The organism is Streptomyces sp. NPDC054834, from assembly GCF_053611185.1.
Genome location: NZ_JBSGZV010000010.1, coordinates 148,055 through 163,189, shown reverse-complemented (window position 1 = coordinate 163,189; position 15,135 = coordinate 148,055). Strand labels below are relative to the sequence as shown.

The 15,135-nt window shown below is 72.6% G+C and carries 11 protein-coding genes; all 11 read right to left on the bottom strand.

The window, feature by feature from the left end:
- Positions 1-19: 19 nt before the first annotated feature.
- The 11 genes from ACWGJM_RS16525 to ACWGJM_RS16475 all read right to left on the bottom strand — a co-directional run bounded on the left by ACWGJM_RS16525 (position 20) and on the right by ACWGJM_RS16475 (position 15,133).
- On the bottom strand, positions 20-1,645 hold the full coding sequence (locus ACWGJM_RS16525) for an FHA domain-containing protein (protein WP_453412376.1): 1,626 nt from the start codon (positions 1,643-1,645) through the stop codon (positions 20-22).
- Positions 1,646-1,702: 57 nt separating this feature from the next.
- On the bottom strand, positions 1,703-3,049 hold the full coding sequence (locus tag ACWGJM_RS16520; protein ID WP_453412375.1) for a vWA domain-containing protein: 1,347 nt from the start codon (positions 3,047-3,049) through the stop codon (positions 1,703-1,705).
- A 101-nt stretch (positions 3,050-3,150) separates the two neighbouring features.
- Positions 3,151-4,533: a PP2C family serine/threonine-protein phosphatase gene (locus ACWGJM_RS16515; protein ID WP_453412374.1), complete on the bottom strand. Its 1,383-nt coding sequence runs from the start codon at positions 4,531-4,533 to the stop codon at positions 3,151-3,153.
- Between the two features lie 3 nt (positions 4,534-4,536).
- Positions 4,537-7,047 carry a tetratricopeptide repeat protein gene (locus tag ACWGJM_RS16510; protein ID WP_453412373.1) on the bottom strand — a complete coding sequence of 837 codons (2,511 nt, stop codon included), beginning with the start codon at positions 7,045-7,047 and terminating at the stop codon, positions 4,537-4,539.
- Positions 7,044-8,375, bottom strand: a complete 1,332-nt coding sequence (locus ACWGJM_RS16505) for a hypothetical protein (RefSeq protein WP_453412372.1) — start codon at positions 8,373-8,375, stop codon at positions 7,044-7,046. The genes ACWGJM_RS16510 and ACWGJM_RS16505 overlap by 4 nt, the downstream gene beginning before the upstream one ends.
- 73 nt (positions 8,376-8,448) lie before the next feature.
- The gene (locus tag ACWGJM_RS16500) at positions 8,449-9,456 is read right to left on the bottom strand and encodes a glutamate ABC transporter substrate-binding protein (RefSeq protein WP_453412371.1); all 1,008 of its coding nucleotides are present in this window, start codon (positions 9,454-9,456) and stop codon (positions 8,449-8,451) included.
- A gap of 14 nt (positions 9,457-9,470) precedes the next feature.
- Positions 9,471-10,898, bottom strand: coding sequence for a hypothetical protein (locus ACWGJM_RS16495; RefSeq protein WP_453412461.1), 1,428 nt, complete (start codon positions 10,896-10,898; stop codon positions 9,471-9,473).
- 136 nt (positions 10,899-11,034) lie between these two features.
- Positions 11,035-12,006 (bottom strand): N-acetylglucosamine kinase, encoded by a 972-nt coding sequence (locus ACWGJM_RS16490; protein WP_453412370.1) that lies wholly within the window; start codon positions 12,004-12,006, stop codon positions 11,035-11,037.
- On the bottom strand, positions 11,997-13,262 hold the full coding sequence (locus ACWGJM_RS16485) for a 6-phospho-beta-glucosidase (RefSeq protein WP_453412369.1): 1,266 nt from the start codon (positions 13,260-13,262) through the stop codon (positions 11,997-11,999). The genes ACWGJM_RS16490 and ACWGJM_RS16485 overlap by 10 nt, the downstream gene beginning before the upstream one ends.
- A 6-nt stretch (positions 13,263-13,268) precedes the next feature.
- Complete coding sequence (locus tag ACWGJM_RS16480) at positions 13,269-14,162, bottom strand: carbohydrate ABC transporter permease (RefSeq protein WP_453412368.1); 894 nt, start codon at positions 14,160-14,162, stop codon at positions 13,269-13,271.
- A gap of 2 nt (positions 14,163-14,164) precedes the next feature.
- Positions 14,165-15,133 (bottom strand): carbohydrate ABC transporter permease, encoded by a 969-nt coding sequence (locus tag ACWGJM_RS16475; protein WP_453412367.1) that lies wholly within the window; start codon positions 15,131-15,133, stop codon positions 14,165-14,167.
- Between the last annotated feature and the right edge of the window lie 2 nt (positions 15,134-15,135).

Here is a 15,135-nt window from a genome sequence, read left to right as displayed (position 1 = left end):
CCCGGCGCCGGGCCCGCGACTATCCGCGCCGGATGGTGATCGTCGTCCAGGCGCCCACGTGCACCCGGTCGCCGTCCTGGAGCGGCACCGGCACGAAGGGCTGGATCGGCTCCTCCCCGCCGTTGACCGTCGTGCCGTTGGTCGAGTTCTGGTCGACGACCGCCCAGCTGCCGTCCGGCTGCTGGACCAGCACCGCGTGCTGGTGCGAGACGCCCGGGTCCTCCGGCGGCACCGACAGGTCGATGTCGGGGGTGTCGCCGGTGGAGTGGCGGCGGCGCCCGATGGTGACCTGGTTGCCGGCGAGCGTGCGCTGCTGCTCGGGCGAGTACGCGGGCAGATTCAGGCCCGTGGCCTCGGGGCCGGAGCGCTGCATCATCGCCATGAAGTACTCGCGGTCCGGGCCGATGGTCGCCGTCCAGGTGGCCGGGCCCTGCGGAGCCTGCGGGTAGCCGTAGCCGGACGGGGCCTGGGGGGCCTGGGTGCCGCCGGGCTGCGGGTAGCCGTAGCCCCCGCCCGGGCCGGAGGGGTTCGCGGACGACGGCGGGGAGATCACCCAGTCGTCGTCACCGCCGCCGAAGGACGGACCGCCCGACGGCGGCCGACGGGTCTCCTGCGGGAAGGCCGGCGGGGCGGGCGGACCGGCCTGCTGGAACGCGGGCGGCGGACCACCGGCCGTGGCACCGGGACCGGGCGGCGGCGGAACCGGCCGCGACGGGTCCCCGCCGAAGCCACCGGGACCACCGGGGCCACCGAAGCCGCCGGGACCGCCGGGACCGGGAGGGGCGGGCGGACCGGGATGACCGCTGGGGCCCGACGGTTCGCGGCCGAACGGCGGGGGACCGCCCGGACCCTGACCGCCACCGAAGCCGGACGGGCCGGGACCGCCGGGACCGCCCTGGCCGGGGCCCTGACCGGGACCGCCCGGGCCGCGCTCGCCTCCGAAGCCCTGGGGGCCGGGGCCCTGACCGGGACCACCCGGGCCGCGCTCGCCGCCGAAGCCCTGGGGGCCGGGGCCTTGACCGGGACCGCCCGGGCCGCGCTCGCCTCCGAAGCCCTGGGGGCCGGGGCCCTGACCCGGACCACCCGGACCGCGCTCGCCGCCGAAGCCCTGGGGGCCGGGGCCCTGACCCGGACCACCCGGACCGCCGGGGCCGCGCTCGCCGCCGAACGGCGTCGGGCCGGACGGCTCGCTGCCGAAGGGGTTCGGCGGGATCGGCTCGGCGGGCCGGTTCATCTGCGAGGGGCGCGAGCCCTGGTACTCGAACGAGTCGCCGCCGCCGTAGGACGGGCCTGGCGGCTGGAAGCGGGGGGCGGCCGGGCCCGACGCGGGCGGGCGCGGGGCGGCCGGGGTGTAGGAGGTGGCCGTGTTGGTCAGGAAGTTCCAGCGGCACTCCTCGCAGAACGGCGCACCGCCCTCGCGGGGCGTGCGGCACTGCGGGCAGAGCTCCGGCTCATGGTTCGGCACAGAGGACAGATGGCGCCCGCCGGGCTGGCCACCCTGACCGGGAGGCGGCGGCGGGAACCCGTACCCACCGCCGGCGGGCGGCGGCGGAGGGGGCGGAGGTACGGCACCGGCCATGCGGTGACCGCAGACCTCGCACCAGTCGTCGGAACCCGACTGGTGTCCGTTCGGGCAGGTCGGCATGTCGGCGCGTCCCCCTCTCTCGCAGGTTCCTGCTGGGTCGATCCGGGTTGTTCTACGTCACTTCTTTACACGAACAGTCTTTGTGGACCGTGTCTCGAGAGTCATCTCGTCGGCCTCCGCGACCTTCGCCTTCAGTCGCACAGTACCTGTCGCGGCGTCGACCACGTCCACCACCTTCGCAAGCAGTTTCGCAGTATCCGCGTTCCCGGAGGCACTGGCGAGCTGAACCGCCCGCCCCAATTTGGCCGTTGCTCCATCGAAATCGCCCGCTTTGCGAAGGTCAAGTCCTTGCTGGATGGCCTGCGCCAGTTCGGCCTGCCCGGTGTAGTGCGCGACCTGCGGGTTGATCGAGGTGGAGGCGGTCATGTCGTCGGTCCACACGGCCCGTACAAGGCCCTGGGCGCCCAGGTTCTGCACCGTGCCCCCAGGCTGCGGAACGACCAGCGAGACACGGGCGGCCAGCATCTCCTGGCCGATGCCGGCCGCGGGGACCTCGACGCATACGTGGTAGTCACGCGACTCGTCGCCCCAGGAGCCGGTGGGGTAGTCCCCGGCGCGCGGACCCGCCTCGGTGCGGCGGTCGGTCAGCTCCTCGACCGTCGGAGCCACTTGCTTGACGAACCGGATGGTGGTGCCGACCGGCGTCCACAGTCTGAGAGCGACGTCGGCGACCTCCTTGCCCATCGCCGTCTCCATCATCCGCGTGAAGTCGGCGGCGAGACCGGCCGGATCGGCGACGATGTCGGCGGTGCCGAGCAGCGCGGAGGCGATCCCTGTGACTTCTTTCACTTCCCAGTCGGTGCCCACGCCCCGCGCGTCACAGGTGAAGCGTCCGGCGCACTCGTCGAGGGCGGCCCTCAGATCCTCCGGCGACTCGTGCTCGTTGCGGCCGTCGGTGAGCAGGATGCCGTGCCGGATGGCGACGTCCGCCGAGGACAGCAGGCGGTCGGCGAGCCGCAGCCAGGTGCCGATGGCCGTACCGCCGCCCGCGCTGAGCCGGCGCAGCGCCTGCTTGGCCTGCTCCCGGGTGGTGGCGTCGGCCACCGCGAGCCGGCCGCCGCCCGGGTAGACCTCCTTGGCCACGTGCGTGCCGCCGATCACCGCGAAGTGCGTGCCGTCGCGCAGGGTGTCGATCGCCGCGGCGGTGGCGTCGCGGGCGTTGCGCATCTTGGTCGGCGGGTAGTCCATCGACCCCGAACAGTCGACCATGATCGCCACGGCGGCGGACGGGCCCTGGCCGGCGGTGTACAAGTGGGGAGCCGTCGCCGCACTCCCGATCGTCCCGCCTCCGGTCGCGGTCACCGTGACGATCGCGTTGACCTCGCGGCCGCTCTCCGGCAGGTACTCGTTCTGGTACACGTCCACCGAGAACTGCGGCACGTTCGACTTCGAGAAATTGGCCATGATCGCTCTGAATCCCCCTCCGAACCCACGATGCCGTGGGCGATGACTTTATGCGGACCGGTCCCCTCCGGTCCGCACGGGGCCTCCCCGTGTGCGGCCCCTCAGGCCGATCCTGCCCCTTGCGGCGGGGCCGGGAACGGCAGCAGGGCCACTGTTACGTTGTCGTGGCCCCCGCCGTCCAGGGCGTGGCCGACCAGGACCCGGGCGGCGTGCAGCGGGCGGGCGGCGACGTCGAGCGGGACGGCCTCGGCCATCTCCCCGGCCGTCTCCGCGTAGTTCCACAGCCCGTCCGTGCACACCACCACGACCCCCGGCCGGTCCGGCTTGAAGGACGCGGTGTGCGGCTCCAGTTCGTAGGCGTCCGCGCCGAGCCAGCCGGTGATGGCGTGGGCCCGCTCGTCGGCGTACGCCTCCGCCTCGCTCATCAGGCCCGCGGCGACCATCTGCGCGGCCCAGGAGTCGTCCTCGGAGAGCCGGGCCGGGGGCGCCGCGCGGTCCAGCGGCACCCAGTAGGCGCGGCTGTCGCCGACCCAGCCGACGACCAGCAGGCCGGAGGTGACCACCGCGCCGACGATCGTGCAGGCGGGGGCGTTCTGGTGCACGGCGTGCTCGCGTGCCCCGGCGGGCTCGTCCGCGAGGGCGTTGACCGCGTGGGAGGCGGCCACGATCGCGTCGTGCATGGCCTGTTGCGGGTGGGTGCCGTGCGTCAGGGCGGCCAGCAGCGACTCGCCCGCCGCCCGGGACGCGGCCATCGAGGCATCGTCGGGGCGGGTCGCGGAGGAGACGCCGTCGCAGACGATCGCCAGGGCCACGGGCGAGCCGTCGGGCAGCGCGGCGTGGCCGACGGCGAAGGCGTCCTCGTTGCGGTGGTGGCGCAGACCGCGGTCGCTGACGGCGGCGACCGGACCGGACTCCTGCTCCATGTGGTCGCGTTCGCGGGGCTGGGCGTGCCCGCAGTTCTCGCAGTAGCCGTCGCTGTCCACCCGGCCCGCCCGGCACGCCACGCACACCTTGGCCTCCTCGGCCGCGCTCGCGGCGTCGGCGGCGGCCCGCGGGTCGGGCGCCTGCAACGGGTAGTCGTCGGGCTGCGGGGGCCGGTCGAAGCGGACGCCGGAGACCGGGGACGCGGGGGAGCCCGGCGCCTGCGCGGGGACCGCCTCAGGCGCGGGTGTGTCCGGTGGCAGCGGGGAGCCGCCGGAGTCGGTGCCCGGGAGGTCCGTCGGCAGGTGCGCCGCCGCGGGCGTGCCGGAGCCTCCCTCCGGAGCCGGCACACCGGGCCAGGCGGCCCCCTGGCCGGGGATCCGGCCGGTGACCCGGCCGGGACCGTCCGAGCCGTTCATGGTGAGCGTCGGGTGGTCCTGCGGCGGTGCGGGCACCGCCGACAGGTCGTACCCGCACACACCGCAGAAACGGTCATCCGACTCGAGCGGCTCCGCGCAGTTCGGGCACTGCGACAGCGCGGCCTGCTGGGGCATCTGCGACATCAACTACACCCACGTCCGGGGGCGGTAACGGTTGGCCCGTTCCACCAGGTCGATCCTCTCCTCACCGCCGGGCGCCAGCCGGGCCAGCGTGCGGTAGGCGCGCTCCAGGCCGAAGCGGAGGCCCCGCTCGTCCAGACCGCTGCCGAGCAACACCCGGCCGCCGGCGGCGGGCTGGGTGCTCTCGCCCCCGGAGAGTATCCAGTCGAGCGCGCTGCCGAGCACTTCCGCCGACAACTGCTCGCGGCGCGCCGGGTCCAGACCGTACGCCTGTAGCGCCTCGACCTGGGCAGCGGCGGCGGTCAGGTCCTCCAGGAACGGCGTGTCGGCGGCGGTCGCCGTGCGCTGCCTCAGCCGCGCCCGTACGGCGGCCACGCGTGCCGCCGTGTAGTGGATGGAGGACTCCGGCACCGACTCCAGCGTCCGTACGGCGTCCCGCCGGTCCCCGGCCGCGAGCTGCACGCGGGCCAGGCCGAAGGCGGCGCTGACATGGCTCGGGTCGGTCGACCACACCAGGCGGTAGTACTCGGCGGCGTTGTCGAGCTGCCCGAGCACCTCCGCGCACAGGCCGAGAGCAAGCTTGGGGGCGCTCTCACCGGGAAAGGCGTCGTAGATCGCATCGAAGGAGAGCGCGGCGCCCTCGAAGTCCCCGGTCACCAGCGCGGCCACGCCCCGGTACCACACCACCCGCCAGTCGTCGGGCCGTTCCTTCTCCAGCCGCGCCAGGGACGTCAGCGCGGCCCCGGAGTCGCCGTGCTCCAGCCGGGCGCGGATCTGCTTCAGCCGCGTCTCCACGGTCTGCTGCGGCGCCGCCGCCAGCGCGCCGATCAGCTCACCCGGCGCGGAGGCCATCAGGCCCGCCAGGAAGCCCGCGTTGGGGTCGGCCGGGTCGACGTGCGGTACGGGCAGGGCGAGGGCGGCTGCGGCCGTGTGGACGGGCCTGACGAGGCCGGCGGTGCCGTCGGGGGAGTGCCCCGGGACCGCGGGCAGGGCGGCGGGCGTGGCTCCGCCCTTCACCTGCGCCGCTCTCGCCCCCAGCAGCGACACGTCCCCGGCCGGCTTGGGGAACAGCTCCGTGTCGGTGACCTTCACCTCGGGCCCGAACAGCGTCGACAGCGCGGGCCGGGGCCGTCCCGTCTGGAGGGACACGACCTCCCGCAGGACGCCCGTCAGCTGCTCGGACATCTCCTGCGCGGAGGCGAACCGGCGGGCCGGGTCCGGGTCGGTGGCGCGGACCAGCAGCCGGTAGAAGGACTCGTACCGGCGGAAGACCTCGATGTTGTCCGGGTCGGGCAGGGAGTCCACGAAGACGTTCGTGTAGCCCTGGAAGTCGAAGGTGAGGACCGCGAGCGTACGGCCCACCGTGTACAGGTCGGACGCCACCGACGGGCCGACGTCGGCGACCTCCGGCGACTGGTAGCCCACCGTGCCGTAGATCGCCGACTCGTCGTCGTCCATGCGGCGCACCGCGCCCATGTCGATCAGCTTGAGCTGGTCCTCGGTCTGGATGGCGTTGTCGACCTTGAAGTCGCAGTACAGCAGGTTGCGGCTGTGCAGATGGCCGAGCGCCTCGAGCGCCTCGATGCCGTACGCGCACGCCTGCTCCACCGGCAGCGGATCCCGCCTGCCGTCCGGGCCGCGGCGGGCGTTGGCGATCTCCTTCAGGGACTTGCCGCCGACGTACTCCATGACGATGTAGCCGTCGAGGGAGCCGGTACGCTGGTCGAGGTGCTCCACGAAGTTGTAGATCCGCACGATGTTGGCGTGCTCGATCTCCGCGAGGAAGCGCCGCTCGGAGATCGCCGCCGCCATCGCGTCCTGGTCACCGGTGTCCAGCAGGCCCTTGAGCACCACCCACCGGTCGGAGACCGCGCGGTCCACCGCCAGGTAGATCCAGCCCAGGCCGCCGTGCGCCAGGCAGCCCACGACCTCGTACTGGCCGTGCACGATGTCCCCGGCCTTCAGCTTGGGCACGAAGGAGTACGGGTGGCCGCACTTGGTGCAGAAGCCCTCCGTGCGCCCCGGCCGCTCCCCGCGCGCCCGGCCGACCGGCACGCCGCAGTCCGAGCGCGAGCAGAACCGCTTGCGCTCGGGCACCTCCGGGTTCTCCTGGACCATCGCGCGCGGGTCGGGCCGCGGCACCTGCGGCACCGTCACCAGCCCGGCGCCCAGCCTGCTGCGCCCCGACGACCCGGCGTTGGAACCGGAGCTGCGCACCGAGACCGAGCGGCCCGTCGACTTGCCCGACACGGACCGCGAGAGCCGCCCCGACACCGAACGGCGGGACTTCGACGAGTGCGACGACGTCCGCGAACTGCGGCTGCTGGAACGCGCGCTGGAACTGCCGGAGGAGCCCTTGCCGCCGCCGGTGATCCCGGTGGGCGGCGAGCCCACCATGCCGCTCGGGCTGACGACCGGGGCGAGACCGCAGGTGTCGCAGTACAGCTCGCCGCCGCCCACGTCCTCGTAACTGCCCTCGCAGCCCGGCCGCTGACACGTCTGCTGTGCCTGACTCACGTCTGTTCCCCCCTACGGTCCTCGGGCCCGCCCTGCTGCGGCACGCGCGGCGCGCCGATCAGTTCGGCCGCCGCGTGCTGGTAGCGCAGCACGGCCTGTTCGGCGACCCGCAGGTCGCAGGGCGCGCTCCACAGCATGCGGCGCGCCGCGTCGTAGCGCTCGACGAGGAACGGGTCCTCGGCGAGCCCGTGCCGGGCGACCTTCGCCTTGTACGCGTCCAGGCGGCCGCGCAGTTCGGCGCGGACCGCCAGCGGTGCGGTGACCGCGGTCAGGGACTCGCGGGCGCGCAGCAGTTCGTCCTCCGCCTTCTGCTCCAGCGACTCCAGGAGCGGGGAGAGCCGGTGCCACTGGGCCTGTCTGCGGTACTCGGCGGCCGCCGCCAGCTGTTCCTGGAGCACGGTCGGCGGGCCGCTGACCACCGGCACCTCCGTGGCGGCGATCTTCGCCAGCACCTCGCCGCGCGCGGTGCGGGCCTCGGCGAGCGTGCGGTCCGCGCGGGAGAGCACGTCCCGCAGCTTCACCAGCCGCTGCTCGGCGTCCTGGCGGACCGTCAGTACGGCGTCGATCTCCCGCCGTACGTCCTCCAGGGCGCGTGCCTCACGGTCGTACACGGTGGTGTCCGGCCTGCCGCCGCCCGGCGCCGAACTGCCCTCGGCCGGCACCCAGAAGGCGAGCGGGTCGGAGACCACCTGCTCGCGCAGCCGGGTCAGCGTGCGCGTGATGCGCTCCAGGTCGTCGCCCGCCGGATGCTCTCCGGGGCGCACGCCGACCGAGTGCGCCAGTTTGCGCGTGCGCTGGAGCTCCGCGGCCAGTAAATCGATCCGGGCGGGCAGCGCCGACCACACGGCGTCGGCGGCGACGACCATGTCCAGCGAGCGCGCGTACAGCTCGTTCATCCGGTCCACCAGACCGGCCAGCGAGAACTGTTCGCTGAGCCGGCCCGGGGCGGACAGCAGCGTCGGCGCGTTCGCGGTCGCCGTCGCGCTGCCCGCGACCGTGACGGACTCGCCGCGCAGCAGCTCGGTCAGCTCCACCAGGTCCTCGCGGCTGGACCAGCGGCGCCGGGCGCGGATCTCCCGGGCGCTGCGCAGCGCGGCCGTGTACGCGTCGAAGTACGTCCACAGCAGCGTGATCGACGCCTCCGTGGCCGTCCAGCGCTCCTGGGTGATGCCGGTCAGTTCGGCGCCTTCGAGGAGTCTGCGGCCCGCGTGGTCCTGAAGGGCGAGCAACGAGGTCTCGATCGCCTCGTGCTCCGCGCCGAGCCGCGCCAGCGCACGGTCCACCTCGTCCCGGTCCATCACCGGCCCGGCGGGGTCCGTGACGCCCATCGATCACCTCTCGCTTCCGTCGCCTCAAGTCTGCTGGAGTTCATGCCCGAAGATCGCCCGCGCGACGCCCCCGTCAGCTCTTGCGCAGATAGTCCGGGGCGGGTGGCTTCGACGGGCCGGAGTCCGCCCCCAGTGTCGCCGACAGCCACTTGTCGTACGACGCCTGCCAGCCGCTCGCGCGGTACTGCACCAGGATCTGATTGACCCGGCGTACCAGATCCTTGGCGTCCTTGTTCATCGCCACGCCGTAGTAGTCGGTGGTGAAGGGGTCGCCTTTCAGTTCGACCGTCGGGTCCTGGGCTGCCTGGCTGGCGGCGAGCGCGGCGTCGGTTACGACGGCGTCGACCTCGCCGAGCTGGAGCCGTACCAGGCAGTCGAGCTGGTTGGGGACGGCGACCAGCTTGCCGGCCATCTTGTCGTGGTCCAGCCGGGCGTAGGCGGTCGAACCGGCGGCCGCGCACACCCGTTGGTGCGCCAGCGTGGGGCCGTATCCCTTGATGGGCGACGACTTGGGCGCGAGCACCTGCTGGCCGGTCTTGAAGTACGGTGCGGAGAAGGCGACTTCGTCCAGGCGTTCGCAGGTGATGGTCATCGTGCGGACGACCATGTCGACGCGGCCGGTCTTGACGGCCTCGGTGCGCTGGCTGGTGGGGATGGCCTTGAACTGGACGGCGTCCGGGTCGCCGAGGATGTCCTCGGCGATCTGGTGCACCAGGTCGATGTCGAAGCCCTCGAGTTCCGCGCCTTTGGTGTTGGGGTTGCGGTAGCCCCAGCGGTAGCTGTTCTGGTCGACGCCCACGATGATCTTGCGCTTGTCGCCCTGGCGGGCCTTGATCTTGTCGATCGTGGGACCGTCCGCGCCCGATGGCGACAGCGTCTGCTTCTCGGGAGCCGAGCACGTCTCGGCCCGAGCCTGACGCCCCTCGGCGACACCCTGCCCGCCGAGGTCCTGCCCACCGCTTCCGTGCGACTGGCTCAGCGGCAACAACAGCACGAAGCCCAGCGCCAGCGCGCACACGACCGCCATCGCGCCCACCCCGCCCCAGCCCCGCAACGCGGCCCGCACTCGCTGTGCGTGCATGCTCATGCCCCCTGTCACCGGTACTCCGAAAGCCTGCGGCCGATGCCGAACACCGCGCCGGCCGCGCCGAGGACGGCGAGGGCGGCGGCGCCGGTCGGGAGGCCCGTCATCGCGTCGCGGCCGTCGCCGGCGGACTGCTGGAACTCGGCCTGTTCGTGCGCGAGCGCGTCCTTCAGGTTGCGGTCCACGGCGTCGAAGCACTCGCCGGTCGCGCCCTTCGCACCGATCACCAGGTCGAGGGCCTGCTCGTAGTTGCCGTTCTCGTCCTCGGAACGGGCCGACGTGTGGCGCTTCTTCCACTCGGTCATGTTGCCCTCGGCCGCCTGGACCGGCTTGGTGCCCGCCTGGTCGTCGGCGAGGCCGGCCGCTTTGGACAGGCCCTTGCCGAGATCCTTGATGTCCTTGTCGAAGGCGTAGTAGTAGGCGTCGTAGGTCGTGTCGCCGACCTTGACGGTCTCGGCGCCGCGCGCCACCAGGCTGAGGTTCTCGTTGCCCCGCGCCTTCAGGGAGGCGATGCGGGCGTCGTGCAGCACGTTCAGCGAGCGCACGCCGTGGTCGTAGGAGCCGTCGAGGCCCGCGCGGGCGACGGCGTGGCCGACGACCAGCCAGAGCAGGACCACCGTGGCGGCGGCCGTCGCCGCGACCAGGCCGTGGTTCAGGACCCGGTTGGTGCGCCGGTACTCGCGGTGCTGGGCCCAGGCGAGCCCGGCCAGCGCGAGAACGCCGAGCGCTATCGCGGCCCACGGATAGGGCGTGGCGTCCGCGTAGTCCGCGCTCAGCCGCTGGTTCTCCTTCTTGTAGAGCTCCTCGGCCGCCGGGAGCATCTCCTCCTGCATCTTCTCGTTCGCGTACCGCAGATACGCGCCGCCCACCGGATAGCCCTGCCGGTTGTACGTGCGGGCACGCTCGATCAGGCCCTTGTACTCCGGGAGCAGCTTGTTCAGCTTGGTGACGGTCGCCTCCGAGGGGGAGCCCGGATCGGAGGCGGCGGCGGCCGTGACGAGCCCCGCCGCGGCGGTACGGATGTCGTTCTCGTACCGATCGCGGGAGGCCGAGCTCTCCTGACCGCCGGCCAGGAAACCGCTGGACGCGGCCGTGTTGGCGTCCGCCAGGGAGCGGTAGATGTCGGCCGCGCCCGAGCTGAGCGGCTGGCTGCTGTGCAGCACGTCGTCGGCCGCGGCCGCCCGGTCGCTCTCCTGCCATGCGGTGACCGCGCCGAACACGACGACCAGCAGGGCCAGCACGGCACCGATGACACGCAGCCGGCCCGGTTCCGTGGTCGCCGCGGCGCGCAACCGGTCGACGCCCTCGGCGAACGCGGTGCGCCGGGGCGGCGCGGGGACGGGCGCCGGTGTCCGGGCCGGAACCGGTACCGGTGCCTGTGCCGGAACCGGTGGCGCCGCGCTGCTCGTCGGCGGTTGTGTCACGTTGACCTCCCCCATGGTCATCTGCTTGCCGACCAGTATCACCGCCGGGTCCGACATTGGGCAGCGGGGGGCGGCTTTGTCACCTCCCCGTTGCCCATGAATACGCGCCGGGATTCTGTTCGGTTCCACGGGAGGGGCGCCGCCGGCGTCCTCAGGCTTCCCAGTGGCTCCGCGCCCGTTCCCCCGCCTCGGCCGCCGCCCCCAACCGGTCAAGCCCCAGCAGCGCCGCCCCGAGGACCGGGCTCGCCGTCACCACCCGTGCCACGGCCTTCGGCGCCCGCACGGCCAGCAGTTCCCCGATCCGGTCGTCGAGCTGGGCGTGCCCTGCCGTGAGTACCCCGCCCCCGAGCAGTACCGGCGTCTCCTCGTCCAGCAGGTCCAGCCGGGACAGCGCCACCGAGGCCATGGTCACCACCTCCTGGGCCAGCCGTTCCACCACGGCCCGTGCCACCGCGTCGCCGTCCGCCGCCGTCGCGAACAGCACCGGCGTCAGCTCGTGCCGCCGCAGGTGCTCGACGCGTTCCAGGTGGAGGGCCTCGATGAGGGCGTACATCGAGTCCAGCCCGAAGTGGGCCGGGAGCGTGCGCGCCAGCTCGGTGGGTTCGCCCCGGCCGTCCTCCGCGCGGGCGGCGAACCACAGGGCCTCCTCCGCCAGGCCCCAGCCGCCGCCCCAGTCACCGGAGATGCGGCCCAGGGCGGGGAAGCGGGCGGTGCGCCCGTCGGGGCGCATGCCCACGCAGTTGATGCCCGCGCCGCAGACCACCGCGACGCCCCGGGGCTCGGCGACCCCCGCCCGCAGGATCGCGAAGGTGTCGTTGCGGACCTCCACCGTCGCACCCCACGCGCGCGCGTGCAGCGCGGCCGCCAACTGTTCCTCCTCCACCGGCAGATCGGCGTTGGCGAGACAGGCGGAGACATGGGAGACGGAGTCCACGCCGGCGGCTGTGCAGGCCCGGGCCACCGCCCGCGCCAGCTCGTCCACCGCCGCGGGCACGCCCACCGTCGGCGGGCGGAACCCGCCGCCGCGGGCCGTGGCCAGGACGCGGCCGTCCGCCGCCAGGACCGCGACGTCGGTCTTGCTGTTGCCCGCGTCGATGGCGAGGACACTTGCGGTCAGGCCCACGCGAGGTGCTCCCGGTTGTGCGCGATCAGCTGGTCGGTGAGGGCTTCGGCGTACTCGTACTGGCCGATCAGAGGATGGGACAGCAAGGCCCGGAACACCCGGTCCCGTCCCCCGCGCAGCGCCGCCTCCAGGGCCAGCTCCTCGTACGCCGTCACGTTCGCCACCAGCCCCGCGTACAGCGGGTCGACCTCGGGCACGGGCAGCGGGGCGGGACCCGTCGGCCCGACCGCGGCCTGCACCTCGATCACCGCGTCGTCGGGCAGGAACGGCAGGGTGCCCCGGTTGAGGGTGTTCACCACCTGGTACGGGCTGCCGGCTCCGCCCAGCAGGGCCGCCGCCAGGTCGACCGCCGCCTCCGAGTAGTAGGCGCCGCCGCGCCTGGCGAGCAGCTCCGGCTTCTCGTCCAGGGCCGGATCGCCGTACATCGCGAGCAACTCCTTCTCCATCGCGGCCACTTCGGCCGCCCGGGACGGCTTGGTGCGCAGCTCCCGCACCACCGCGTCGTGCGCGTAGTAGTACCGCAGGTAGTACGACGGGACCACGCCCAGGCGGTCCAGGAGCGGGCGCGGCAGACGCAGGTCGCCGGCGATGGTCTCGCCGTGTTCGGTCAGCAGCTTGGGCAGGACGTTCTCGCCCTCGGGGCCCCCGAGGCGGACGCCGGTCTCCCAGGTGAGGTGGTTGAGGCCGACGTGGTCGAGGTGGACGTCGGCGGGTGTCACGCCGAGCAGGCCGGCGAACTTCAGCTGGAAGCCGATCGCCACGTTGCACAGCCCGACCGCCTTGTGCCCGGCCTGGAGCAGGGCACGGGTGACGATGCCGACGGGGTTGGTGAAGTCGATGATCCACGCGCGCGGGTTGGCGCGGCGGACCCGCTCGGCGATGCCGAGCACCACCGGGACTGTGCGCAGCGCCTTGGCCAGGCCGCCCGCGCCGGTCGTCTCCTGCCCGACACAGCCGCACTCCAGCGGCCAGGTCTCGTCCTGCTCACGGGCCGCCTGCCCGCCGACGCGCAGTTGCAGCAGCACCGCGTCCGCGCCCTCGACGCCCGCGTCCAGGTCGGCGGTCGTGACGATCCGGCCGCCGTGGCCCTGCTTGGCGAAGATCCGGCGGGCCAGGCCGCCCACCAGCTCCAGGCGGTCGGCGGCCGGGTCGACGAGCACCAGTTCCTCGATGGGCAGGGTGTCCCTCAGGCGCGCGAATCCGTCGATGAGTTCGGGCGTGTAGGTCGAGCCTCCGCCGACCACGGTGAGTTTCATACGTGGTTAACCCTTCACTCCGGTGAGCGTGACGCCCTCGACGAACGCCTTCTGGGCGAAGAAGAACACGAGGATCACGGGGGCCATGACCAGCACGGTGGCGGCCATGGTGAGGTTCCAGTCGGTGTGGTGCGCGCCCTTGAAGGACTCCAGGCCGTAACTCAGGGTCCAGGCGCCCGGATTTTCGGAGGCGTAGATCTGGGGCCCGAAGTAGTCGTTCCAGGCGTAGAAGAACTGGAAGAGCGCGACGGCCGCGATGCCGGGCTTCGCCATCGGCAGGACGACCTTCAGCAGGGTCCGCAGTTCGCCGCAGCCGTCCACCTTCGCCGCGTCCAGGTACTCGTTCGGGATCGTCGTCAGGAACTGCCGCAGCAGGAAGATGGAGAACGAGTCGCCGAACGCCATCGGGATGATCAGCGGCCACAGCGTGCCCGACAGGTCCAGCTGCTTCGCCCAGAACAGGTACATCGGGATGATGATCACCTGCGGGGGCAGCATCATCATCGAGATCACCAGCATGAGGGACAGATTGCGGCCCCGGAAGCGGAACTTGGCGAGCGCGTACGCGACGGGGATCGAGGACACCACGGTCAGGACGGTGCCCAGGCCGGCATAGATCAGCGTGTTCTTCCACCAGGTCAGGAAGCCCGGGGTGTCGAACACCTTCCGGTAGTTGCCCCACTCCCAGGTGTGCGGGATCAGGTCCCGGCTGAGCGCCTGGCTGTCGCTCATCAGCGAGGTCAGGACGACGAAGACGAACGGGAGGGTGAAGAAGAGGGCGGCCGCCACGCCGAGGGAGTGGATCGCGACCCACTCCAGGAGCGCCCTGCGGCGGGCGGTGCGCTCGGCGGGGGAGACGGGAGCCGTCAGCCCGACCGGCTTGTCCAGCACTTGGGTCATCGTCATTCACCTGCCTGGATGAGACCGCCCCGGCGCCGCATCAGGAACGCGGTGAACACCATCGACAGGGCGAAGAGGACCAGGGCGACGACACACGCGGAGCCGTAGTCGAAGCGCTGGAAGCCGAGGTTGTAGACCAGTTGGGGGAGGGTCAGCGTGGACTTCTCCGGGTAGCCGGGCTCGAACTGGGTGCCCGCGCCCTGGATCACGCCCGAGGCGACCTTGCCGGCGATCAGTGGCTGTGTGTAGTACTGCATGGTCTGGATCACGCCGGTGACGACGGCGAACATGACGATCGGCGAGATGTTCGGCAGCGTCACGTACCGGAACCGCTGCCAGGCCGACGCCCCGTCCAGCTCAGCCGCCTCGTACTGCTCCGCCGGTACGTCCAGCAGCGCGGCCATGAAGATGACCATCAGGTCGCCGACGCCCCACAGGGCCAGCAGGGTCAGCGCGGGCTTGGACCAGGTCGGGTCGTTGAACCAGCCCGGGGCCGGGATGCCCACCTTCTCCAGGAGCGAGTTCACCGGGCCGGTGCCGGGGTTGAGGAGGAAGGCGAAGGCCATGGTCGCGGCGACCGGCGGGGCCAGGTAGGGCAGGTAGAAGAGGGTGCGGAAGACGCCCGTGCCCGTCTTGATCTTCGTGATGAGGAGGCCGACGCCGAGTCCGAAGACGACCCGCAGACTCACCATCACCACGACCAGCCACAGGGTGTTGCGCATCGCGGGCCAGAAGAAGGGATAGTGCTCGAAGACGTACTTCCAGTTCTTCGTTCCGCTCCACGTCGGCGGTTTGAAGCCGTCGTAGTGCATGAACGAGAAATAGACCGTGGAGATCAGCGGATACGCGAAGAAGACCGCGAATCCGATCAGCCAGGGCGACATGAAGGCGGCCGTGCGCAGTGCCCTTCTACGGCGCTTCGCCACGAGGCCGGCCCGGCGGCGCTTCGACGCGAGGGTGATCGTGTTCATCG